This window comes from Streptomyces sp. NPDC107498 (assembly GCF_055582805.1).
Map to the genome: position 1 here is coordinate 1 of NZ_JBVJPE010000038.1, position 23,143 is coordinate 23,143.

17 protein-coding genes are annotated in these 23,143 nt (G+C 73.5%); 8 read left to right on the top strand and 9 right to left on the bottom strand.

Going from position 1 to position 23,143, the window contains the following annotated elements; genetic code table 11:
* Positions 1-97, top strand: a 97-nt coding sequence (locus ACZ66Z_RS35365; protein WP_157849844.1) for an acyl-CoA dehydrogenase family protein, incomplete at its 5' end; no start/stop codon positions are given.
* Positions 98-156: 59 nt separating this feature from the next.
* On the opposite strand, the gene ACZ66Z_RS35370 is transcribed toward ACZ66Z_RS35365, so the two are convergent.
* The gene (locus ACZ66Z_RS35370) at positions 157-1,359 is read right to left on the bottom strand and encodes an LCP family protein (RefSeq protein WP_469939982.1); all 1,203 of its coding nucleotides are present in this window, start codon (positions 1,357-1,359) and stop codon (positions 157-159) included.
* 169 nt (positions 1,360-1,528) lie between these two features.
* Here ACZ66Z_RS35370 and ACZ66Z_RS35375 point away from each other — a divergent pair, with 169 nt between their 5' ends.
* Positions 1,529-2,074, top strand: coding sequence for an acyl-CoA thioesterase (locus ACZ66Z_RS35375; protein WP_469939984.1), 546 nt, complete (start codon positions 1,529-1,531; stop codon positions 2,072-2,074).
* 33 nt (positions 2,075-2,107) lie between these two features.
* Here the strand turns inward: ACZ66Z_RS35375 and ACZ66Z_RS35380 are convergent, their stop codons facing one another.
* The 5 genes from ACZ66Z_RS35380 to ACZ66Z_RS35400 form a co-directional block, all read right to left on the bottom strand.
* On the bottom strand, positions 2,108-3,565 hold the full coding sequence (locus ACZ66Z_RS35380; RefSeq protein ID WP_469939985.1) for an LCP family protein: 1,458 nt from the start codon (positions 3,563-3,565) through the stop codon (positions 2,108-2,110).
* Positions 3,566-3,763: 198 nt separating this feature from the next.
* On the bottom strand, positions 3,764-5,518 hold the full coding sequence (locus ACZ66Z_RS35385; protein ID WP_469939987.1) for an LCP family protein: 1,755 nt from the start codon (positions 5,516-5,518) through the stop codon (positions 3,764-3,766).
* A gap of 49 nt (positions 5,519-5,567) precedes the next feature.
* The gene (locus ACZ66Z_RS35390; RefSeq protein ID WP_469939988.1) at positions 5,568-7,286 is read right to left on the bottom strand and encodes an LCP family protein; all 1,719 of its coding nucleotides are present in this window, start codon (positions 7,284-7,286) and stop codon (positions 5,568-5,570) included.
* 230 nt (positions 7,287-7,516) lie between these two features.
* The gene (locus ACZ66Z_RS35395) at positions 7,517-8,722 is read right to left on the bottom strand and encodes an LCP family protein (protein ID WP_469939990.1); all 1,206 of its coding nucleotides are present in this window, start codon (positions 8,720-8,722) and stop codon (positions 7,517-7,519) included.
* A 281-nt stretch (positions 8,723-9,003) separates the two neighbouring features.
* A complete protein-coding gene (locus ACZ66Z_RS35400) occupies positions 9,004-9,756 on the bottom strand; it encodes a TIGR03089 family protein (RefSeq protein ID WP_469939992.1) in 753 nt (250 codons plus the stop codon).
* Between the two features lie 137 nt (positions 9,757-9,893).
* On the opposite strand from ACZ66Z_RS35400, the gene ACZ66Z_RS35405 reads away from it, so the two are divergent.
* The 3 genes from ACZ66Z_RS35405 (at position 9,894) to ACZ66Z_RS35415 (ending at position 13,833) form a co-directional block, all read left to right on the top strand.
* Positions 9,894-11,255, top strand: coding sequence for a peptidoglycan recognition protein family protein (locus tag ACZ66Z_RS35405; protein ID WP_469939994.1), 1,362 nt, complete (start codon positions 9,894-9,896; stop codon positions 11,253-11,255).
* Between the two features lie 116 nt (positions 11,256-11,371).
* Positions 11,372-12,454, top strand: a complete 1,083-nt coding sequence (gene manB, locus ACZ66Z_RS35410; protein ID WP_469939995.1) for a mannose-1-phosphate guanylyltransferase — start codon at positions 11,372-11,374, stop codon at positions 12,452-12,454.
* Positions 12,455-12,891: 437 nt separating this feature from the next.
* Positions 12,892-13,833 (top strand): DNA-3-methyladenine glycosylase family protein, encoded by a 942-nt coding sequence (locus tag ACZ66Z_RS35415; RefSeq protein WP_469939996.1) that lies wholly within the window; start codon positions 12,892-12,894, stop codon positions 13,831-13,833.
* Positions 13,834-13,870: 37 nt separating this feature from the next.
* Here ACZ66Z_RS35415 and ACZ66Z_RS35420 read toward each other — a convergent pair whose 3' ends face one another.
* From ACZ66Z_RS35420 to ACZ66Z_RS35430, 3 genes are read right to left on the bottom strand one after another with little or no spacing between them, the layout of a single operon-like run.
* Positions 13,871-15,196 (bottom strand): coenzyme F420-0:L-glutamate ligase, encoded by a 1,326-nt coding sequence (locus tag ACZ66Z_RS35420; protein ID WP_469939997.1) that lies wholly within the window; start codon positions 15,194-15,196, stop codon positions 13,871-13,873.
* Entirely contained in the window at positions 15,193-16,149 is a 957-nt protein-coding gene (cofD, locus tag ACZ66Z_RS35425; RefSeq protein ID WP_469939998.1) for a 2-phospho-L-lactate transferase, read from the bottom strand. The genes ACZ66Z_RS35420 and cofD overlap by 4 nt, the downstream gene beginning before the upstream one ends.
* 12 nt (positions 16,150-16,161) lie before the next feature.
* Entirely contained in the window at positions 16,162-16,692 is a 531-nt protein-coding gene (locus ACZ66Z_RS35430) for a cysteine dioxygenase (RefSeq protein WP_469940000.1), read from the bottom strand.
* Between the two features lie 655 nt (positions 16,693-17,347).
* Between ACZ66Z_RS35430 and ACZ66Z_RS35435 the strand changes: the two genes are divergently transcribed.
* The 3 genes from ACZ66Z_RS35435 (at position 17,348) to ACZ66Z_RS35445 (ending at position 23,142) form a co-directional block, all read left to right on the top strand.
* A complete protein-coding gene (locus ACZ66Z_RS35435) occupies positions 17,348-17,611 on the top strand; it encodes a WhiB family transcriptional regulator (RefSeq protein ID WP_015033978.1) in 264 nt (87 codons plus the stop codon).
* Positions 17,612-17,884: 273 nt separating this feature from the next.
* A complete protein-coding gene (locus ACZ66Z_RS35440; RefSeq protein WP_469940001.1) occupies positions 17,885-21,613 on the top strand; it encodes a glycosyltransferase family 2 protein in 3,729 nt (1,242 codons plus the stop codon).
* A complete protein-coding gene (locus ACZ66Z_RS35445; RefSeq protein WP_469940003.1) occupies positions 21,610-23,142 on the top strand; it encodes a DUF5719 family protein in 1,533 nt (510 codons plus the stop codon). Before ACZ66Z_RS35440 ends, ACZ66Z_RS35445 begins: the two co-directional genes overlap by 4 nt.
* Position 23,143: the final 1 nt, after the last annotated feature.

A 23,143-nucleotide genomic window follows, 5' to 3' on the forward strand; every position in this document is an offset into this window, starting at 1 on the left:
CCCCGTCGAGCGCATGATGCGCGACGCCAAGATCACCCAGATCTACGAAGGCACCAACCAGGTCCAGCGCATCGTCATGGCCCGCAACCTCCCGTAGGGGAGCACGACGGAGGGGCGCTCCCGAGGGATCGGAGAGCGCCCCTTTCCCGTCGTCGCTCAGCGGTTGGACTGGACGGTGACCGGCTCGTCGTTCTTGATCTGCTCGACGAGCTGCTTCACCTTCGGCATGTCCCACTTCAGGGAGTTCTGCGGCGCGCTGCCGGCGATCGGCATGTTCATGGACTTGCCGTCGCCGCCGCTGATGCCCTTCATCGCGAAGAACATCTTTCCGAGGTCGTACAGCGACATGTCCTTGTCCACGATCAGCGTGTCCAGGCCGGCGCCGAGCGTCGGGTACAGCGCGAACGGGTTGAGGATCGTGCCCGGCGTCGCCGCCTGGTTCGCGAGGGCGGAGAGGAACTTCTGCTGGTTCTTCGTCCGCTGGAGGTCCGACTCGGCGAAGGCGTAACGGGTGCGGACGAAGGCCAGGGCCTGCTCGCCGTTGAGGGTCTGCGTGCCCGCCTGGAAGTCGGCGCCGGACTTCTTGTCCTTGAAGCCCTTGTCGATGTTCAGCTCGACGCCGCCGAGCGCGTCCACGATGTTCGCGAAGCCGGCGAAGCCGATCTCCGCGTAGTGGTCGATGTGCAGGCCGGTGTTGAACTCGACGGTCCGCACGAGCAGCTCGGGGCCGTCCATCGCGTAGGCCGCGTTCAGCTTGGAGCCGCCACGGGCCGGGTACGACTTGCCGGACTCGGAGCCCACGAAGTTCGGGATCGTCACCCAGGAGTCACGGGGCAGCGAGACCATCGTGTTCCCGCTGGAGCAGGCCGCGAGGATCATCATCGAGTCGGTCCGCTTGCCCTCGGCGGAGCCGGTGTGGAGCTTCTTCTTCTCCTCGGCGGACATGCCCTCGCGGCTGTCGGAGCCGACGATCAGGTACGTGGTGCAGTCGCCCTCCTCCGGCCGCTCGATGACCTTGGAGAGATCGACCTCGTTGCGCATCTGCGAGGACGCCCAGGCGTAGGTGCCGATGCCCCAGCCGAGGACCGCCACGACCAGCACGATCGAGCCGACCTTGATGCGCTTGCGCCAGTCCGGCGCGGGCCGGCCGGGCCCCTGCGGGGCGTACTGCGGGGGCACGGTGCCCCGGCCGCCGCCCTGGGCGCCCTGCTGGGGTCCGCCGTACACCTGGCCGCTGCTGTAGCCGGAGTCGTACCCCTGGTTCTGCGCCTGCGTGAAGTTCGGGTGGTAACCCTGGTCGTGGCCCTGGCCGCCGCGGGGCGGCTGCTGCGGAACCTGCGGGCGCTGCACGTGGCTCATCCGTCGGGGTCCCTCGGGCTGATCGGGCCAGTCATTCATGTGGACCAGTGTGCCGGGGAGGGCTTTCCGGGCGACAGTCCGGGTGGAGGATCGGACCGGTGCTGTTGCCAAGCTGATGCAAAGCGGACCCGGCGGGGACGGCGGCCGGACCCGGCATAAGGTGGAGGACATGACAGACCAGGGCGATATCCCGGGCGGAATTCCGGGCAAGCCGACTTCCGCGTCCCGCACCACCCTCAGCCACATCATGACCAGCCACGACACTAACCTCCTGGGCACGGTGCACGGCGGCGTGATCATGAAGCTGGTGGACGACGCGGCGGGCGCCGTCGCGGGCCGGCACTCGGGCGGCCCGGCGGTCACGGCCTCGATGGACGAGATGGCCTTCCTGGAGCCCGTGCGGGTCGGAGACCTGCTGCACGTGAAGGCCCAGGTCAACTGGACCGGGCGGTCCTCCATGGAGGTCGGCGTACGGGTCATGGCCGAGCGGTGGAACGAGTCCACCCCCGCCACCCAGGTCGGCTCCGCCTACCTCGTCTTCGCGGCCGTCGACGCGGAGGGCAAGCCGCGGCCGGTCCCCCAGGTCGTTCCGGAGACCGAGCAGGACAAGCGCCGCAACCAGGAGGCCCAGATCCGCCGCACCCACCGTCTGGCCCGCCGCCAGGCCATCAAGGAGCTCCGCGAGCGCCGGGCGGCCGAGGGGTACGAGGACTGACCCCCCCCGGGGGCGGGCGCCGCCCCGCGACGGTCACGGGCAGACCACCTCGTCCCCGGTGACCGCCTCGAACGGCGCCCCGGAAGCCTCCGCCCGCACCGCCGTGACCCCCTTGTAGTCACCCCCCACGACGACCCGCAGGGTCCCGCCCCGCCCCGGGACCGCCCGCAGCTCCGCCCCCGACAGGGCCGCCGCCAGCGACTTCGCCGACCGGTCCCACCGGGGGTCGTACTCGACGACCGTCCGCCCCCGCTCCCGCCCCGCCGCGGTCATCGGCGTGCGCGTCGTGTCGAACCCGGTCGCACGCAGCGCGTCGTCCGCCTTCCGCCCCAGACCGTCCGTCCGGGTCCCGTTGTAGACCTGCACGCGGATCGTCCGCGGCGGCACGTCCACGACGGCCGTCCTGGGGACCCTGGCGGAGGCCGCCGCCTTCTGCGGGGAGAGCGGCTGGTCCTCCCGCACGGCCTGGAACAGCTTCTGCGCCTTCGCCGCGTCCCACTTCACGGTCGAGCCGATGCCCTTCACGGGGAACTCCATGTCCCCGATCGGCACGGACACGAACTCGGACGAGGCCGGGGTGAAGTCGCGCATCGCCTTGGCGAGGGCGAGGAGCTGGTCCGTGCCGAAGTCCTCGTCGGCCCGTACGGAGCTCAGCAGCGTCGTCGCGACCTCGCGGAACCGCACCGGGTTGAGCAGCACCCCGCCGTCCGTCACCCGCTCGATCAGCGCCGCCAGGAACCGCTGCTGCCGCTGCATCCGGCCGATGTCGGCGGCCCCGTCGATGTGCCGGGAGCGCACGTACTGCAGGGCCTGCCCGCCGTCCAGCTCATGGGTGCCGGGGGAGAGGTCGAGGCCCGTGTACGGGTCCTTCAGGGCGTGCGTCGCGCAGATCTGCACCCCGCCGACCGCGTCGACGGTCCGCATGAAGCTGGTGAAGTCGACCTCCAGGTAGTGGTCGATCTTCACGCCGGTCATCGACTCGACGGTCCGCACGGTCAGCCCGGGCCCGCCCTCGGCGTAGGCGGCGTTCAGTTTCACCGGGTGGGCGTGGTGCTTCTCGCCGCTGTTCAGATCGGTGTGCTCGGGCATCTCCGCGTACGAGTCACGGGGCAGGCTGACGACGCTGGCCCGCTCCCGGTCCTCGGAGATGTGGACGAGCATGACGGTGTCGGTGCAGTGGCAGGGGGCGCCGCCGAGCCGGTACTTCGCCCTCTCCTCGGGGGTGATCCGGTCGCGGCCGTCCGTGCCGACGAGCAGCACGTTCATCCCGTGCCCCGCCTGCGGCCGGTTCTTCATGTCCTTGAAGGGGTCGACCCGGGTGATCCCGGTGTCGAGGCCGGTCACCAGGGCGTGCCCGACCCCGCCCGCCGCGAGCACCACCACGGAGAGCGCCGTCGCCGTCCGCATCCCCCACCGGGGCCGCCTCCGCCGGCGGACCGGTGCGCGACGGGCGGCGGGCCGGGGGCGGGGCGTGCGGGGCGGTGTGGGCACGGACGGGCACCTCCGCGGGTGGGACAAAGGACCGTGAGCACCGTAGGCCCATACGATCAGCGCAAGGGCGCACCACCCGCTCGGCGCGCACCGGTGTCCCCCGTTCGCGGTAACGGGCGGACGTCCCGTACCGACGCGGCGAAGGCCGGCCCCCCCGGGGGGGCCGGCCTTCGCCGCGTCGTGCGGAGCGGACCGGGATCAGCTCTTCGCCTTGCCGTCCCACTTGTAGACCGAGTAGATGTCCATGCACGTCGCCTTGTCGTCGGCGCCCTGCGGCAGGTCACCGGCCTCGGTCTTCGGCTTCTTGTACGTGTCGCCCTCGCGCCAGTCGGCGCCCACGATCAGGGTGATGCCCTGCGCGTTGGCGGCGGTGTCGGCCCGGACGGCCGAGGCGGGCAGCCCGAGGGCCGTCGCCACGGACTGGGCGTTCGCCTTGCCCTGCTCGCCGCTCGCCTTCGGGTAGGTGACGACCGTGTCCTTGCGGCCCCCGCCCTCCTGGGTGGGTTCGGCCCGGGTGAAGCCCTTGTCCTGCAGGGCCGTCGCCATCTTCTTGGCCCGGCCCCCGGCGGCCGGCTGCCCGTCGCCGTCGGTGCCGTTGACGACCGTGACGGCGAGGGAGGCCGGGTCCTCGGCCCGCGCCTTCGGCTTCGCCGACTTCGACGGCTTCGGCTCGGCGTCGGCGGGGTCGCCGTTCTTGTCGAGGGCGACGTCGTCGCGGAGCATCGACCACAGCTTGTCGGCGGACGACGGGACCAGCTGCAGCCACTCCTTGGGCCGCTGCGGGTACTCGACCGTCGGGACGGTGGCCGTGGTGAGCCGGTCCAGCTTCACGTTCTTGAACTGCATCGACAGGTCGTACAGCTTCTTCACGGAGCGGATCTCGTCGGAGACCTGGAGCGCCGTCGTGGCCGTCTCGGCCAGGCCGGTCAGCCGGCCGGTGTCGGTCCAGGCGTTCTGCTCCTGAAGCCGCTTCATCATGCCGTTCATGTACATGTGCTGGGCCTTGGCGCGGTTCTGGTCGCTGCCGAAGGCGTGCCGGGTGCGCAGCCACTGGAGGGCCTGCTGGCCCTTGATCTCGTGGGTGCCCTCGGTCAGCCGGAGGCCGGAGCCGCCGTGCTGCGCCGCGGTCGAGCGGTCCCAGACGCCGGTCTTGACGCAGACCGGGACACCGCCGACCTCGTCGGCCATCGCCACCACGCCGGCGAAGTCGACCATCATCCAGTGGTCGATGTAGACCCCGGTGAGGCTCTCCCAGGTGGTGAGGGTGCAGCCGGGGCCGCCGCGTTGGAGCGACTCGTTGATGGGCCGGTTGTCGCTGGCGGCGTAGGAGGTGCCGTCCTTGTCCTTGCACTCCGGGATGTGGACGACGGTGTCGCGCGGGATCGAGGTGATCGAGGCGTTCTTCCGGTCCGCCGAGATGTGCAGCAGCATCTGCACGTCGGCGAGCGGCTTGCGGTTCTTGTCGTCCCGGCCGCCGCCGAGGGCGATGTTCTTCTCGTCGTTCCGGCTGTCGGAGCCGATGAGGAGGATGTTCAGCGGGGTGTCGCCGAGCGCGTTCGGCGCGGCGCGCTTCACGCCGCTGTCGCCGCCCGCGCGGCTGCCGCCGCGGATGTTGCCGTTCAGGTGCTCGTAGTACAGGTAACCGGCGCCGGCCGTGCCGAGTATCAGCAGCGACAGCGTGATCGCCGACCACCGCAGCACCTTGTGCTTGCCGGTCTTCTTGGCACGGCGGCGCGCCGCGGCGCGTCCGCTCGCGGTCGTGCCGCCACCGCCCCCGCCGCGCCGGCGCTCGGCACGGGTCGGTGCCGAGGCGCCCTCCGCCTTCTCCCCGGGAGCGCCGTCCTGCGCGCCGGCCGCCTCGCCGGCGCCGTGCAGGTCGTCGTCCCAGCCCACTTCACGGGCGCGCGGAACGCGTCCCCGCGTTCCCTCCCCACGCACGCTGCTCTGTCCCACCCCAGGTCCCCTCGTCAGTCAACAGCGCTCAAGTACCGGTGTCTCCGGTTCACTTGGCGCACACCTGCTTGTCAGCTGCTACCTTCTCCAGATCCTTCGGCGCCTTTGCCGGTCCGGTGATGGGCATCCCCGCGCCCTTGAAGTCGGCGCCGAGGACGAGCGTCATGGGCTCGCGCTCCCCGGCGTCCTGAGTGCCCGGCTTGAGGGCCGTGGCCGGCAGACCCATCATGTCCGCGAGCCTGCGGGCCTGATCGGCCTGGTTCGGCGCGTACGTGAGCGTGGTCTTCGCCGCCTTCTCGGGGGCGTTGCTCTTGTTGGTGGAGCGGTTCACGCCCTGCTCGTTCTGCAGCCAGTTGATGGTCGACTGGGCCGCACCCGTGACGCCGCTGCCGTTGTAGACGTCGACGCGCACCTCGGCCGCGCTGGACCGCGTGCCCTTGAGGAGCGCGGCCTGCGCGTTCTTGGCGTCCTGCTGCTTCTTCTTCACCTCGGTGAGCGAGGTGTCGGACTGGATCATCGCGAACAGCTGCGGAGCCTTCACCGGGTCGGGGACGACCGTGGCCCGGACCTTCTCGGCGGGGTTGTCGATGACCGGCAGGGTCGTGAACGCGATGTTCTTGGTGTCGATCGACGACAGCTCGCGGGCCAGGTCCTGGAGCTTGGTGAGCGAGCCTATGCCGGAGTCGACGGTGAGGGCGCTCGTCGCCGCGTCGGCGAGGTCGTACAGCTTGCCCGGGTCGGTCAGCGTCTCGTTCGACTTCATCTGCCGGATCATCGAACTCAGGAACTGCTGCTGGACCTTGATGCGGTCCAGGTCGCTCTCGTTGCCGAAGCTGTGCCGGGTGCGGACGAAGGCGAGGGCCTGCTCGCCCTTGACGACCGACTCGCCGGCGGGGAGCTTCAGGTGCGACTTCGGGTCGTTCACGGCCTTCGCGACGCAGACCTTCACGCCTCCGACGGCGGTCGTCATCTCCTTGACGGCGTTGAAGTCGGCCATCATGAAGTGGTCGACCTCCACGCCGGTGAGCTCCTGGACCGTGCGCATGACGCAGCCGGGGTCGCGGCCGTCCTGGCCGAGGCTGACGTTGAAGCGGACGTCCGTCTCGGCGGGGATCGTCTTGACGGTCCCGTCGCCCTGGCGCGACTGGCACTCGGGGATGTCGGTCTTCATGTCGCGCGGGATGGAGAGCGCCGTGGCGTTCGTCCGGTCCTTGGAGACGTGGAAGAGGATCGTGGTGTCGGCGTGGCCGGGGCTGTTCTTGTCGCCGTAGCCCGCGTTGCCCTGGCCGGTCCGCTTGTCGGTGCCGATGACCAGGATGTTGAAGGCCTCGCCCTTGGCGAAACCGGCGTTGGTGTTCTTGCCCACGACGTCGACGACGTCGAGGTTGTTGTTGAGCTTGTTGTAGATCGCGTACGCGCCGGCGGCGCCGCCCACGAGCACGAACGCCATCGTGCCGCCGGTCCACAGCAGGACCTTCTTCTTGCGGCTCGCGCCCTGCTTGCGCTTGCGGCGGCCCTGCGGGGGCACCTGGCCGCTCGCGGCCGGTTCCGGGGCGCGGCGGCGGCGCTGGCCGGGGACGGGCGCCTCGGGAGCGGGCGTCGGCGCGGGTGCGGCGGAGGCGGATCTCCGGGTGCGGGGCGGGGTCTGCGCCTGCGAATGCCCAGCGGAGTGGTCCAGTCGCAGTTCGTAGTTGCCGGTGTGCGGGTTGAGGACCCACTGGTCGGCGGGGTCGATCTCGTCCGCCCGTCCACGGCTGTGCGCGTCCACGGTTCCTCGAGTCCTCCGTCGGTGCCACGCGGGGCGCCTCCCCCACAGGGCGCCGCTCTCTCGGTCGTTCGATCCTTGTTGAGTGCGACCACGCGGTCGGGGTGCACCGGATCGCGTCACACTATCCGCCCAGTTCAGCGCGGAGCGACGTTCGTGACAAATTCCACGCCCCTTACAACCGGGCAATTTGCCCCAATCTCATCGGTCTCCGCCCTCCCTTGGGGCACGCTTTACTCGCAGACCCCTTCCGCCGCGTTCCTTCCCGTGAAGGTCGGCGTCGGCGACGCCGTGCCCGTGCCGTCGGGGCTCCCGTCCCCGCCCGTCCCCCCGTCCCGCTCGCCGTCCTTCTTCTCGCTCTCGGGCGCCACCAGGACGGGCTTGTCCTCGCGCAGCCGCCGGAAGAGGTCGCTCGCCGCGGGTTGCACCAGTTCGTCACGGTTCGCGTCGAACCGGTAGGAGCGGCGCGGGACGGTGAGGAACTGCACCTTCTCGGTCGGGATGGACCGCATGGCCCGCGCCAGGTCGTACAGGTCCCGCAGCGAGTCGAGCCCCGGGTCCGTGGTGATCGCCTTCGTGGCCGCGTCCAGGACCGGGTAGAGCTTGGTCGGGTTGAGCAGCACCCCGTTGCTCTGCACCTTGTTGACGAGGGCGCCGAGGAACTGCTGCTGGCGGTCCATCCGTTCGGTGTCGCTGCCGTTCCCGATCGACTTGCGGGCCCGTACGAAACCGAGGGCCTGCTCCCCGCGGAGCGTCTGGCGGCCCGCGGGCAGCTTCAGCTTCGCGTCCCGGTCGTCCACCGGCTCCTTCAGGCAGACCTCCACCCCGTCCACCGCGTCCACCATCTTCTTGAAGCCCCGGAAGTCGATCACCATGTGGTGGTCGACCCGGATCCCGGTCAGCTTCTCGACGGTGCGGATCGTGCACGCCGTGCCGCCGAACTCGAAGGCCCAGTTGAACTGCGCGAACTGCTCCCGGGTGCGGGTCCCGTCCGCCTTGCGGCAACTCGGGATCGCCACCATCAGGTCGCGCGGCAGGGAGACGGCCGTCGCGCTCGACTTCCCCGCCGAGAGGTGCAGCAGGATCGTCGTGTCGGAACGCTGGGTGCCCTTGTCCCTGCCGTACTTGCGGTTGCCCTCGCCGGCCCGGGTGTCCGAGCCGATGAGCAGGATGTTCCGCGCCGCCGAGGTGCCCGCCGGAGGCCGCTCCTTCTCGTACTTCTCCAGCTCGGCGGCGGCGGTGGTGTCCGTGGTGATGTTGTCGTCGAGCTTCCGGTAGAACCACCAGCCGACGCCCGCGGCGGCCAGCACGACGACCGCGACGCCGAGGGCCGTCCAGCGCAGCCAGTGGCGCCGGCGCGGCTCCTCCGGAGCACCGGGAGCCTCGTCCTCCGTCGCCGGGGGATCCGGTTCGGCGGGCGTGCCTGCGCGGTCCGTCACGTCTGGGTCCGTCCTTCGTGGCGTCGGCGGCGCGCCGGGCGTCCGCCGGTCACAGGAGGAGACGGCCGAACCCGACGCATGGTTGTGCGGAAGGAGTCGACTCCCCCCGGCCGATCATGTACCGGAGAGGGGGCGGGGGCCCGGGGACTCGGCGCGGCACTACGCCAAAAGGTGCGCCGATCGGGGGTGGGGGGCCGGTGCCGGAGGGCGTCGGACCGGTGCCCGGTGATCCGGACGGCCCCCTGCGGGCAGGGGAGTGGCGGACGCCCCGTCCGTGGGCGTCAGAGCGCCGTGTGCGTCACCCGCTCGCTCTCCACGCGCTTCTCCAGGGCCTCGGGGGACGCCTCGCGCAGGTTCCGGCAGAGGACCACCGACGCGCCGGCCGCCAGCGGGGCGTACAGGCCGGACGAGAGCCCCCGCCAGTCCTCGTAGCCGAGGCCGGAGAGGAGCCGGGAGCCGGGGGCGAGGCCGAGGGCCGCCGCGTCCGCGCGGGCCCGCTCGACGAGCTGGGTGCCGCTGCGTTCCGTACCGTCGACGACGAGCGCCGGGGCCTCCGGGTCGACCGGGACGAACGGGGCGAACCGGTCGCCCTGGCTCGGCACCTCGACCGCGTAGTCCGCGTACCCGGCGGGCGCGGCCGGGAAGCGGCGGCCCAGCGGGGCCAGGGAGAGCGCGATCCGCTCCCCGGAGCAGGCGAGGCCCGCCTCCAGGGCGTCCGGCCCCGCCACCACGACGTCCGCGTCCGCGGGGTCGCCGCCGATCTCCGCGGTCACGCCGACGGACGAGCAGGCGAGCAGCCAGACGGCGCTCTGCCAGTGCGCGGGCAGCAGCAGCGCGAGCCGGTCGCCGGGGCCGGCGGACAGCTCGCCCTGGAGCAGGTTCGCCGTCTTGGCCACCCAATTGGCGAAGGTGGCGACGGACAATTCCACCCGCTCACCGGTGGCGTCGTCGTAGAAGGTGACCAAGGGGCGGGCGGGGTCCGCGGCGAGCGCGGATCGCAGCAGGTCGGCAGGGGTGCGGTCGCTGGCGTTCACGCCGGACAGCGTACGCGGGAGGGCGTCCGCGGGTCCGCCGTACCGGTGACGGCGTCCTCCGGTCGGACCGGTGGCCCGTCGGTTTCCGGGCCGGTTCCCGGCGCGCGGAACACCCCGGCGGTACGCACGATCGGCCCATGCGTGCCTCACTCGCCTCCTCGATCGCCGTCACCTGCGCGGCGGTGCTCGCCCTGCCGGTCTCCCTCACCGCGCCGGCGGCGGCCACGGCGCCACGCGCGGCCGCCCCCGCCCTGCCACCCGCGCCCGAACTGCCGGGCTCCACCCAGTCGCTGCCCCTCGAACCGCTCGGCGCCGCCACGCGCGCCCTCGGCGACACGGCCCGCTCCGCCGGGCAGGGGCTCACCCGACGCGACGTCAGGCCCTTCTCGCTCGTCGGCGTCGTCTGGGACGACCCGACGGCCCCGCTGCACGGCACCGTGCAGGTCCGCACCCGCCCCACCGGCGGCGGCGCCTGGTCGGAGTGGCAGGACGTGGAGACCCACAACGACGAGCACGGCGCCGACCCCGACACCGCCGAGGGCTCCGCCCGGGCGCTCCGCGGCTCCACCGCCCCGCTGTGGGTGGGCGACTCGGACGGCGTCGAGATCCGCGTACGGGGGGAGGAGCCGCTCCCCGCGGGCCTCCGGCTCGAACTGGTGGACCCGGGCGAGGACCCGGCGGCGCCGGAGGAGGCCGCCCCCCGGTCCCGTGGCGTCGCGGCCCCCGCCGCCCGGACCGGCACGAGCGCGCCGGAGGAGGCCGCGAGCGCGGCGAACGCCCGACTCGCCCCGTACGGCGCGACCTGGATCCCGGCCCTCTCCAAGGAGGAGACCGAACTCACGGCCCGGAACGTGCCGCAGGCGGCTCCCGCCGCCGCGGCGGCGAAGCCGTACATCGGCCCCCGGCCCAAGATCATCACCCGCAAGGGGTGGGGCGCGGACGAGCGGATCCGCGAGAAGGGCTTCGTCTACACGAAGACCATCAAGGCGGCCTTCGTCCACCACAGCGCCACCGGCAACAACTACACCTGCAAGCAGGCCCCCTCCGTCCTGCGCAGTATCTACCGCTACCACGTCAAGAGCAGTGGCTGGCGCGACTTCGGCTACAACTTCGCCGTCGACAAGTGCGGAAACATCTACGAAGGCCGGGCCGGCGGCGTCGCCAAGCCGGTCATGGGCGCGCACACCCTCGGCTTCAACACCGACAGCATGGGCATCGCCGTTCTCGGCACCTTCAGCCGCAGCGCCCCGCCGGCCGCCGCCGTGACCGCCATCGCCCGCCTGACGGCCTGGAAACTCGGGCTCCACGGGGTGAATCCGAAGGGGGCGTCGTACCTGATCTCAGGGGGCGGAAACCTGTACAAGAAGGGCAAGAAGGTCCGGTTCAACGCCATCGCCGGACACCGTGACGGATTCGCCACGGACTGCCCCGGCGGACGCCTCTACAACAAGCTCGGCACGGCCCGCACGAGCTCGGCGAAGTACCAGGGAAGGCCCTGACGGGGTAGCGGATGGGGCCGGGGAGGCAACCATCTGCATAAACTGACCGGTCATATCGCACGGACGACCGAGACGGGCGAGCCGGCCGGCCCCGAACAGGAAGCAGAGACGACAAGGTGACAGAAGCGATCCTCCTGGTCGGTGGCAAGGGCACACGGCTGCGACCCCTCACGGTCCACACGCCCAAGCCCATGGTCCCGGCGGCGGGCGTCCCCTTCCTGACCCACCAGCTGGCCCGGGCCCGTGCCGCCGGCGTCGAGCACATCGTGCTCGCCACCTCCTACCTGGCCGAGGTCTTCGAGCCGTACTTCGGCGACGGTTCCTCCCTCGGCCTCAGCCTGGAGTACGTCACCGAGGAGGAGCCCCTCGGCACCGGCGGCGCGATACGCAACGTGGCCTCGCGCCTGCACTCGGGGCCCGACGACCCGGTCCTCATCTTCAACGGCGACATCCTCACGGGCCTCGACATCCAGGCCCTCGTCGACACCCACTCCTCCTCCGGCGCGGACGTCTCGCTCCACCTCACCCGGGTCGAGGACCCGCGCGCCTTCGGCCTGGTCCCCACGGACGGCACCGGCCGCGTCACCGCCTTCCTGGAGAAGCCGCAGACGCCCGAGGAGATCGTCACCGACCAGATCAACGCGGGCGCGTACGTCTTCAAGCGCTCGGTCATCGACACGATCCCCACGGGCCGCCCGGTCTCGGTGGAGCGCGAGACCTTCCCGGAGCTCCTCTCCTCCGGGGCCCACCTCCAGGGCATGGTCGACTCCACGTACTGGCTGGACCTCGGCACCCCGCAGGCCTTCGTCCGCGGCTCCGCCGACCTGGTCCTCGGCCGCGCCCCCTCCCCGGCCGTCCCGGGCCGCTGCGGCGACCGCCTGGTCCTGCCGTCCGCGCGCGTCGCCCCGGACGCCAAGCTGACCGGCGGCACGGTGGTGGGCGCGAACGCGGTGGTCGGCGAGGGCGCCCGCGTGACGGGCTCCGCGCTCCTGGAGGGCGCGGTCGTCGAACCGGGCGCGGTGATCACGGACTCCCTGATCGGCGCGGGCGCCCGCATCGGCGCCCGTACGGTCGTCAGCGGGGCGGTCGTCGGCGACGGGGCGCGGGTGGGACCGGACAACGAACTCCGCGAGGGCGTCCGGATCTGGTGCGACACCACCCTCCCCGCGGGCGCGGTCCGCTTCTCCTCGGACCAGTGACTCCGCCCCACCCCCGTACGGACAGTCGTCCCGCCGGGGCTGTGCCCCCGCCGCCCCCGTTGTGGGCAGTCGTTCCGCTGGGGCGGAACGGGTGGGCACAACGGAACGGCGCCCCTGCCGGCGCCCGAGGCTCCCGTTGCCCTGACCCGCACCACGGTGTGTGCCGCACTTCGTGGTGCGGGTCCAGGCGCGGAAGGCGGAGGCGCCGCTGAAGGGCGCCGTCCCGTGTGCCCACCCTCCCCCAAGCTCTCGGCTCCGCTCGAGCAGGGGGGACCCCCTTCGCCCCTGCGGGACGATTGCCCACACGGGGGTGGGCCGGGGGCACCGCCCCGGAGCGCACGGGCCCACACGACGGGCGGCGGAGGGGCACCGCCCCGCCGGGCGCGGGCCCGGACGGCCGGGCAGGCGCACCGCCCCGCACGGCTAGGCTCGTACCCATGGCCGGCCGCTTCGCACCCCCACCCACCCGCACCACCGTGCGCGGCGGCGACACCCCCGGAACCCCGACGGACCTCGGCCTCGTCCTCGGCCCCCTCCGCCGCGGCCCCGCCGACCCCACCTTCCGGACGGCCCCGGACGGCTCGGTCTGGCGGGCCAGCCGCACCCCGGACGGTCCCGGCACCCTCCGCATCCGGACCGAGCAGGGGCGGGCCGGCGCCGAGGCGTGGGGCCCGGGGGCCGACTGGCTCCTGGACCGCCTCCCCGCCCTCCTCGGCGCCGAGGACGACCCCACCGCCTTCGTTCCCCGCCACAGGCTGCTCCTGGCGACGCACCGCCGCCGCCCGGGTCTGCGCCTCACCCGCACCGGCCTGGTCCTGGAGTCGCTGATCCCGTCGATCCTGGAGCAGAAGGTCACCACGCACGAGGCCTACGGGTCGTGGCGGGCGCTCGTACGGAAGTTCGGCGAGCCGGCACCGGGCCCGGCGCCGGACGGCATGTACGTGATGCCGGACGCGCGCGCGTGGGCCCGGATCCCGTCCTGGGAGTGGCACCGCGCGAACGTCGACGGCAAGCGTTCGGCCACGATCGTCCGCGCGGCGCGGGTCGCGGCCCGCCTGGAGGAGGCCGCGCTCATGGACCCGCCGGCGGCCCGCGAGCGCCTGGAGCTGATCCCGGGCATCGGCCCGTGGACGAGCGCCGAGACGGTCCAGCGCAGCAACGGCGCCCCGGACGAGGTCACCACCGGCGACCTGCACCTCCCGGGCATCGTCGGCTGGGCGCTCGCGGGCGACCGCACGACCGACGACGAGGCGATGCTGGAGCTCCTGGCCCCGTACGCGGGCCAGCGCCACCGCGCCGCCCGTCTGATCCTCCTCAGCGGCCGGGTGCCGCCCCGCCGGGCCCCCCGCAGGACGCCGGGCGACATCAGGGCCCTCTAGAGGACGGCCCCCCAGCAGACGGCCCTCCGGAGGACCGTCACCGCACCTCGACGAACTCCGAGGCGCGCCGCGCCGGGCGTTCCTTCGGCGGGGCCGCCGGGTGGCCGATCGCCACCGCGCCCATCGGGTCCCAGTCGTCCGGCAGCCCGAGGACGTCCCGTACGACGTCCCGGCAGAACATCGTCGAGGACACCCAGGCCGAGCCGAGCCGCTCACCGGCGAGCGCCACGAGGAAGTTCTGCACGCCCGCGCCCGCGGCCACGACGAACATCTCGCGTTCGGCGGCGTCCCGACGCGGGTCGCCGTAGTGGTGGGAACCGTCCGTGACGAGGCAGGGCACGGCGAGGTAGGGCGCGTCGCGCAGGACGTCCCCGCGCCGCACCCGCTTCGCTATGGACTCCTCGGACCTGCCGTCCCGCCGCAGGTCCGCGATCCACGCGTCCCGCATCGCGTCGAGCAGCCGCGTCCGCGACTCCGCCGACTCCAGGAGGACGAACCGCCACGGCGTGGTGTGGTGCGGCGCCGGGGCCGTCACGGCGGCGGCGACCGCGCGCCGGACCGCCCCCGGGTCGACCGGCTCGGCCGTGAACTCCCGTACGGTCCGCCGCAGCGTCACCGCCTCCCGTACGGCCTCCGAGGTCCCGAGCCGGAACATGTCGTCGGCGGCGGAGCGCACGAGCGCCCGCGCGCCCTCCTCGCCGTCGCCGCCCACCACGTGGGGCAGCCCGCGGACCACGGCGACGGGCAGCCCGGCCGCCTTGCCCTTCACCAGGTCGCCGGCGGCGGCGAGTTCGTCGGCGGTGGCGACCACGGTCGCGCTCAGCGGATTGCCGTGCGCGTCGGTCCCGCCCCGCAGGTCGTCGAGGACCCGCACGCCGGCCGCGCCGATGGCCACGTCGGTGAGGCCGGTGCGCCAGGGCCGCCCGAAGGTGTCGGTGACGACCACGCCGACGTCGACGCCGAGCGCCCCGCGCAGTCCCGAACGGATGCGCCGTGCCGAGGCGTCGGGGTCCTCGGGCAGCAACAGCACGGTTCCGGAAGGGGTGTTGGAGGCGTCGACCCCGGCGGCGGCCATGACGAGCCCCTGCCGGTTCTCGACGATCCGCAGCGGACCGCGCCGGGCCACCACCCGTACCGTCTCGGCGTCGATGGCCTCCTCGCGGTCGTCGGCGGCGACCACCCGGCCCTCGGCCTTGCTCACGATCTTGGAGGTGACGAGCAGGACGTCCCCGTCGACGAGCTCCGGCGACGCGGAGGCGATCAGCTTGGCCAGATCGTCCCCGGCGGCCACCTCGGGCAGCCCGGAAAGCGCCCAGACCCGATAGGAAGGAGTCCCCGCGCCCGCGCCTCCGCCCGCGCTCACCCCCGTACCTCCTCGGCCAGCGCCAGCGCCTCGCGCGCCATCGCGGCCGTCGCGTCCACGTCCGTCATCATCAGCGGCACCGCGCGGCAGGAGATGCCCGCCGCCTCGACCTCCGCGACCGCGCCCGCGTCGACGGTGTCCACGAGCCAGCCGCCGACGAGCTCGGCGCCGTAGTGCAGGGCGACCGCCGCCGCCGTGGACTCCACGCCCACGGCCGCGAGCACCTTGTCGGCCATGCCGCGCACGGGCGCGTCGCCGACGAGGGGGGAGAGGCCCACGACCGGCGCCCCGGCCGCGACGACCGCCTCGCGGATCCCCGGCACGGCCAGGATCGTCCCGACGCTCACCACGGGGTTGGACGGCGGGAAGAGGATGACGTCCGCCCCGGCGATCGCCTCCAGGACGCCCGGCGCGGGCTTCGCGGCCTCCGCGCCGACCGGCACGACGGCCTTCGCGTCGACGGAGGCGCGCAGCTTCACCCAGTACTCCTGGAAGTGCACCGCGCGCTGCTCGCCGTCCACCTCGATCGCCACGTGCGTCTCGACGCGGTCGTCGGACATGGGGAGGAGGCGCACGCCGGGCTGCCAGCGGGCGCACAGCGCCTCGGTGACGGCGCTCAGCGGGTAGCCGGCGCCGAGCATCTGCGTGCGGACGATGTGGGTGGCGAAGTCGCGGTCGCCGAGGCCGAACCACTCGGGCCCGACCCCGTACGCCGCGAGCTCCTCCTTGACGGTGAAGGACTCGTCCGTGCGTCCCCAGCCCTGCTCCTCGTTGATGCCACCGCCGAGGGTGTACATCACCGTGTCCAGGTCGGGGCAGACCTTCAGCCCGAAGAGATGGATGTCGTCACCGGTGTTGCCGATGACCGTGATCTCCGCGTCCGGCGCGGCCTGCTTGAGGCCGCGAAGGAAACGGGCACCACCGATGCCGCCGGCCAGAACCACAATGCGCATGCACGCAGTTTGTCAGGCGGGGAGAACCTCGGGGGCGGCCGGGGCCGCCGGGGCGCACTGGGCCTGGAGCGACTCGTGCATCGACTCGTGCATCGGCATCTCGGTCAGGCCGGGGAAGTAGACGTGCAGGCTGACGGCCGGTTCGAGGGAGTCGTTGACGACCTCGTGGACGTACCCGGGGGCGAAGACCCGCTGCGCGCCGCCGTCGAGCGTCCGCACGCTCCGGTCCGTGCGCTCGGTGAGCTCGCCCTGCAGGACGGTCAGCACGCCGGAGGAGGGGCCGTGGTCGTGGAGCCCGCTGCCCTGTCCGGGCACCCAGGAGAGCAGCCACACCTCGTAGCCGGGCCCGGTGCGCAGGCGGTGGTACCAGCGGGTGGTGGCGTCGTACTCGACGTGCGGGGCCCACTGGGAGCGGTCGTCGGCGATGGAGCGCGCGAGGCCGGCGAACTCGGCCACGGTGACGGGGTGGGCGCGCTCGGGCTGGAGGAGGTGCGGGACCTCGAGGATGTCGCCGGCGATCTGAAGGTCGCTGTCCATGTTCATGGGGTGGGGGTGTTCCTCAGCAGAAACAGAAGCGGTGGGGGGTCACGGAAGAGAGGTGACACGGGTGACGCGGGGTGACGCTGGGAGGAGGAGCTGGAGCCCTACGGCATCAACAGCTGGGACAGCAACAGCAACAGCGCGCCTGGACAGCGCGGCGGAACCCACGGCTGTGGGTCGCGGAGGGCGCTGCGGTCGCTGGCATGCCACCAAAGGTGGCCGGAGGGGCACCCGACTGTCAACTCAATGCCCGATTTGGGGGTAATGTTTCACCTCATCCGGTTGCCGTGTCCGGAGAAAGGTTTGCTCAGGCGCGGACCAGGACAGATGGCGCTTCGACCGCGCCCTGAAACGCGGGTGGGCGTGATCGGGCTGTGATCCGGATCGCTTCCGTGGCCGGATCGCAACAAGATCCAAGTCCTGGACGTCCTCCTCCGTGAAGGCGGCGCGGCGCGATCACGCCAGCGGCATGTGTCACGTTTTTTGGTGATTTGAACACTTTCCGCATACGCTTGGTTCCGCAGAGTGAATACGGGGCCCAATAGCAGATCTCGGCTTGACTCGCACAGAGCACGAACTTGTAATTTCACTCGTGTCGTTCGGCCGGGTTCGCCCCGGCAACATTCACGGGGACGCACAGAACAGACGAGGGGCGCACATGACCGAGTTGTTCCAGGAACTGCTGGTCGAGGACGCGGACGAGGAACTCGGCTGGCAGGAGCGCGCGCTGTGCGCCCAGACCGATCCCGAGTCCTTCTTCCCCGAGAAGGGCGGCTCGACCCGCGAGGCCAAGAAGGTCTGCCTCGCCTGCGAGGTCCGCTCCGAGTGCCTCGAATACGCCCTGCAGAACGACGAGCGCTTCGGCATCTGGGGCGGTCTCTCCGAGCGCGAGCGGCGCCGTCTGAAGAAGGCCGCCGTCTGAACCGCGCGGAGTCTGCCGGGCCCCGCGCGCCACGGCGCGCACACCAGGACACGACGAACGGTCCGCCCCCTGTGCACCATCCACAGGCGGCGGACCGTTCCGCGTGTCCGGTGCTCCGCGTGTCCGGTACGCCGTGTCCGTGACGAAGCCGTCCCGCACGGGTCTGTCCACAGGGCGGCGGACCGCTCCGCGTGCAGCCGTTAGTGTGGGCCTCCGTCCGAGACGCTCCCCACGCCCCCCGCGGGCGACCCCGGCCGGAGGGCCCGTAGCTCGATGTCCTCAACTCCTGAGTTTCCGCGACACGTCGTCACCGCCGTGCTCGTCACCCACGACGGCGCCCGCTGGCTGCCCGACGCGCTCGCCGGGCTGCTCGCCCAGGAGCGCCCCGTGCAGAACGTGGTGGCGGCCGACACCGGCAGCGCCGACGACTCGGCGCAGCTCGTCGCCGACGCCATCGGCGCCGACCGCGTCCTGCACCTCGCGCGCCGCACCGGCTTCGGAGCCGCCGTCGAGGAGGCCGCCCGCACCGCGCCCCTGCTCGGACCCGAGGACCTGCCCTACCTGAAGCGCCCCAGCGGCTGGGACCCCGTCAGCCGGACCTGGAACGACGAGGCGTACGACCTCCCCGAACTCCCGCACGGCGAACCGGTCCAGTGGCTCTGGCTCCTCCACGACGACTGCGCTCCCGAGCCCGGCGCCCTCGCCGAACTCCTGCGCGTCGCCGAGTCCGACGCGGAAGCCGCCGTCATCGGCCCCAAGCTGCGCGGCTGGTACGACCGGAAGCAGCTCCTCGAAGCCGGCGTGAGCATCGCCCGCAGCGGCCGCCGCTGGACCGGGCTCGACCGCCGCGAGCAGGACCAGGGCCAGCACGACCAGGTCCGCTCCGTCCTCTCCGTCTCCACCGCCGGCATGCTGGTCCGCCGCGACGTCTTCGAGGGCCTCGGCGGCTTCGACCGGCGCCTGCCCCTCATGCGCGACGACGTCGACCTGTGCTGGCGCGCGCACTCCGCGGGCCACCACGTCCTCGTCGCCCCCGACGCCGTCCTGCGCCACGCCGAGGCCTCCGCCCGCGAGCGCCGCACCGTCGACTGCGCCGGCCGCACCGCCGCCAACCCGCACCGCGTCGACAAGGCCGGCGCCGTCCACACCCTCCTCGCCAACACCCGCGGCCGCGCCCTCCCGTACGTCCTGGTGCGGATCGTCCTCAGCACCCTGCTCCGCACCCTCGCCTACCTCGTCGGCAAGGCCCCGGTCCAGGCGGTCGACGAGGTCATGGGCCTCCTCGCGACCCTGCTGCGCCCCGAGAAGATCCTCGCCGCCCGCAAGCGCCGCAGGAACCCGGCCGTCCCCGACGGGGAGTTCCGGTCCCTCTTCCCGCCGCCCGGCGCCACCGTCCGCGCCACCGTCGAGCAGATCGCCTCCCACTTCGGCGGCTCCGAGGCCGACACCGGCGGCTCCCGCCACGGCGTCGTCGAGTCGGGCCCCGGCGGCGACGACGCCGACTACCTGGAGATCGAGCAGTTCGCCCGGCTCAAGAAGATCGCCCGCAAGCCCGGTCCGATCCTCTTCGCCCTGCTCCTCCTCGTCTCCCTGGTCGCCTGCCGCAACCTGTTCGCCGGCGGCTCCCTGGCCGGCGGTGCCCTGCTGCCCGCCCCCGACACCGTCTCCGACCTCTGGTCGCGGTACGCCGACGCCTGGCACGCCCTCGGCACCGGCGGCACCCAGACCGCCCCGCCCTACCTCGCCGTCCTGGCCGCGCTCTCCGCGCTGTTCCTCGGCTCCACCTCCACCGCGCTGACCCTGCTGCTCGTCTGCTCGGTCCCGCTCGCCGGCTTCACCGCGTACTTCGCCGCCCGCGGCATCGTCGAGTCCCGGCTGCTGCGCGCCTGGGGCGCCGTCGCGTACGCCTTCCTGCCCGCCGCCACCGGGGCCCTCGCCGCCGGCCGGCTCGGCACCGCCGTCCTCGCGGTCCTGCTCCCGCTGATCGCCCGCGCCGCCGTCGCCGCCCACGGCTTCAACCGGCCCGACCGGGGCAGCTGGCGCGCCACCTGGGCGTACGCGTTCCTGCTCACCTGCGCGACGGCGTTCACCCCGGTCGTCTGGCCGCTCGCCGTCCTCCTCGGCCTCGGCGTGCTCGCCGTGCGCCGCTCCGACCTCACCGCGTACGGGCTGCGCTTCCTGGCCGCCGTCGGCACCCCGCTGCTCGTCCTCGCGCCCTGGTCGCTCACCCTCCTCACCGACCCCGGCGCCTTCCTGCGCGAGGCCGGCGTCGACGTCCGCACGGGCACGGCCACCGCGCTCGACCTGCTCGGCACCAGCCCGGGCGGCCCCGGCACCACCGGCGGCCCGCTCCTGATCGGCCTCGTCCTCGCCGGCCTGGCCGGACTGCTGCGCGAGGAGCGGCAGCCCGCCGTCCGCACGGCCTGGGCCGCCGCCCTCGCCGGACTCCTCTTCGCCGTCCTGTCCAACGGAGCGGGCGGCACCGGCTGGGCCGGCCCCGCCACCCTCGTGTACGGCGCCGCCCTCATCGCCGCCGGCATGATCGGAGCCGAGGGCGGCCGCACCCGCGTCGCCGCCCACGGCTTCGGCTGGCGCCAGCCCGTCGCCGCCCTCATCGCCCTCGCCTGCGCCCTCGGCCCGGCCGCCGCCGCCGTCGGCTGGATGATCGGCGGCGCCGACGGCCCGCTGACCCGCCGCGACCCGGTCCAGGTCCCGGCCTTCGTCGCCGAGGAGAGCGGCACCCGCGACCAGCCCCGCACCCTCGTCCTGGGCGCCGGCGCGCCCGGCGACGTCGCCTACACCCTGGTCCGCGGCTCCGGCGCCCGCCTCGGCGACGCCGAACTCACCGCGGCCGCCGAGGACGACCCCCGCCTCGACGCGGTCGTCGCCCGCCTCGTCGCCGGCTCCGGCGCCGACCAGACCCAGGAGCTCAGCGGCTACGCCATCCGCTACGTCCTCGTACGGGACGGAGCACCGCGCCAGATGAGCCGCGTCCTCGACTCCACGCCCGGCCTCAGCCGCCTCAGCCAGCTCGACGGCAGCGCGCTCTGGCGCGTCGACCGCGAGATCGCCCGCGTGATGGTCGTCCCGCCCGCCGCCAAGCCCGGGGACGCCGAGAAGGCGCAGGAGACCGCCGAGCCGGTCGCCGTCGCCGCCGGCCCCGTCGAGGCGCACACCCGGCTCCCCGCCGGTCCCGCCGGCCGCGTCCTGCGCCTCGCCGACCGCGCCGCCGACGGCTGGACCGCCACCCTCGACGGCAAGGAGCTGACGCGGACCACCGTCGACGGCTGGGCCCAGGGCTTCGAGCTCCCCGCCGGGGGCGGCCGCCTCGACCTCACGTACGACGAGCCGCTCGGCCACACCGCGTGGATCTGGGCCCAGGCCGGTCTCGCCCTCGTCCTGCTGGTCCTCGCCCTGCCCGGGCGGCGGCGCGAGATCGACGACGACCTCCCCGAGGAGGAGCTCGCGATCCCCGCCCAGGCGACCGAGGGCGACGGCCGCCGCGCCCGCCGCCTGCGCGCCGCCGCGGAGGCCGAGGCCGCCGCGACCCCCGAGTCCCCGGAGTTCCCGGCGCCTCCGGGGAGCGAACCCGCCCCGATCCCGGAGCAGCCGTCCTACGAGCCCGGGAACCAGGAGCGGGAATGGGACGCCGGCCACGACCCGGCCTACGCCCAGGCCCCCGCCCAGCGGGCCCAGGAGCAGCCGGGGACCCAGCCGTACGCGGACCAGGGCTACTACCAGGACTACGCGGCCGACCCGTACCAGCAGCAGCCGTACGCGTACCCCCAGCAGGGATACGAGCAGCAGGCGTACGAGCAGCAGGGCTATGAGCAGCCGCAGGCGTACGACCCGCAGCAGCCCCAGCCCCAGCAGTACGACCCGCAGCAGCCCCAGCAGTACGACCCGCAGCAGCCCCAGCAGTACGACCCGTACGGCTACGGCTACGGATACCCCCAGGGCCACGAGACCGAGCAGCGTCCCGACGGGAGCAGCAACCAGTGAAGCGCACGACCCTCTCCCTGATCGCGGGCGCCACGGCCCTCGCCGCCGTCACCGGCTTCGCGGCCCTCACCGCCCCGGACGGCACCGCCGCCCCCGGGGCGAAGGCCACCACCCGCCTGCCGGTGGAGCGCGTCGGCCTCGTCTGCCCGGCCCCCAGCACCTCCGAGGTGGCCGAGACGCTCTACACCTCGTACACCCCGGCGGGCACCGGCGCGGGCGCGGCGGAGGGCACCCCGGACAAGACCGAGCAGCCCACCGCCCTCCTGCGGACCGCCCCGAACGCGACGCCCGCGGACGGCACCGGCAAGACCGGCGGGAAGCCGAAGCCCCCCAAGGCCCCGGCCACCGTCACCGCCCCCGGCAAGCCCGTCACCGCCGAGGCGGAGGGCGGCTCCGTCCCCGCCCTCACCGGCTCCGCGACCGGCGCCCTGGCCCCCGGCTGGACCGTCCAGCAGACCACCGTCGTCCCGGCGGGCGGGGCGCGCGGCCTCCTCGGCCTCGGCTGCGGCGCCCCCGACACCGACTTCTGGTTCCCGGCCGCCTCCACCGCCGAGGACCGCCAGGACTACGTCCACCTCACCAACCCGGACGACACGGCCGCCGTCGCCGACATCGAGCTGTACGGCCCCGAGGGCGTCCTCAAGTCCCAGTTCACCGAGGGCATCCCGGTCCCCGCCCACTCCACCGTCCCGGTGCTCCTCTCCACCCTCACGAGCGAGAGCGGCCGGCGGGACGTCACCGTCCACGTCACCACCCGCAGCGGGCGCGTCGGCGCCGCCGTCGCCGTGGCCGACGACAAGCTCGGCAGCGACTGGATCGCCCCGGCCGCCGACCCGGCGAGCACCGCCGTGCTCCCCGGCATCCCGGCCGACGCCACCTCGGTGCGGCTCGTGGCCCTCGCCCCCGGCGACGACGACGCCGACCTCAAGGTCCAGCTGGTCACCGCGACCGGCACGATCGTCCCGGCGGGCGGCGGCGCGCTCCACGTGAAGTCCGGGATGACGGCCTCCGTCGACCTGCCGGACCTCACCCGGGGCGCGGTGGGCTCCCTGCTGCTCACCCCGAGCGACCCGAAGAAGCCGGCCCCGGTCGTGGCGGCCCTCCAGGTCGTGCGCGGCAAGGGCGCGAACACCGAGATCGCGTTCGTCCCGGCGACCGCGGCCGTCTCCGCCCGCGCGACGGTCGCCGACAACCGCGCCAAGGCCTCGACGCTCTCCCTGACCGCCCCCGGCGCGGACGCCCGGGTCAAGGTCACCGCCTCGGCCGGTTCCGAGGGGGGCACGCCGGTGTCGAGGACCGTCACCGTCAAGGGGGGCACGACGGCGGTCCTGACCGACCTCGTCCCCGAGGGCCTCAAGGGCTCCTACGCGCTGACCGTCGAACCCGTCTCCGGCGGCACGGTCCACGCCGCGCGGACGCTCGCCCTCCCGGAGGACGGCACCCCGATGTTCACCGTCCAGACCTTCGTCGACGACCGGGGCACGGTGGAGCTCCCGACGGCCCACCAGGACCTGGGGGTACTGGACTGAG

Excerpts from the sequence above, each read along its gene's own strand:
- ACZ66Z_RS35370 (WP_469939982.1), bottom strand. The coding sequence starts at position 1,359 with ATGAGCCACGTGCAGCGCCCGCAGGTTCCGCAGCAGCCGCCCCGCGGC.
- ACZ66Z_RS35375 (WP_469939984.1), top strand. The coding sequence starts at position 1,529 with ATGACAGACCAGGGCGATATCCCGGGCGGAATTCCGGGCAAGCCGACT.
- ACZ66Z_RS35405 (WP_469939994.1), top strand. The coding sequence starts at position 9,894 with ATGCGTGCCTCACTCGCCTCCTCGATCGCCGTCACCTGCGCGGCGGTG.
- ACZ66Z_RS35415 (WP_469939996.1), top strand. The coding sequence starts at position 12,892 with ATGGCCGGCCGCTTCGCACCCCCACCCACCCGCACCACCGTGCGCGGC.
- cofD (WP_469939998.1), bottom strand. The coding sequence starts at position 16,149 with ATGCGCATTGTGGTTCTGGCCGGCGGCATCGGTGGTGCCCGTTTCCTT.
- ACZ66Z_RS35430 (WP_469940000.1), bottom strand. The coding sequence starts at position 16,692 with ATGAACATGGACAGCGACCTTCAGATCGCCGGCGACATCCTCGAGGTC.
- ACZ66Z_RS35435 (WP_015033978.1), top strand. The coding sequence starts at position 17,348 with ATGACCGAGTTGTTCCAGGAACTGCTGGTCGAGGACGCGGACGAGGAA.
- ACZ66Z_RS35440 (WP_469940001.1), top strand. The coding sequence starts at position 17,885 with ATGTCCTCAACTCCTGAGTTTCCGCGACACGTCGTCACCGCCGTGCTC.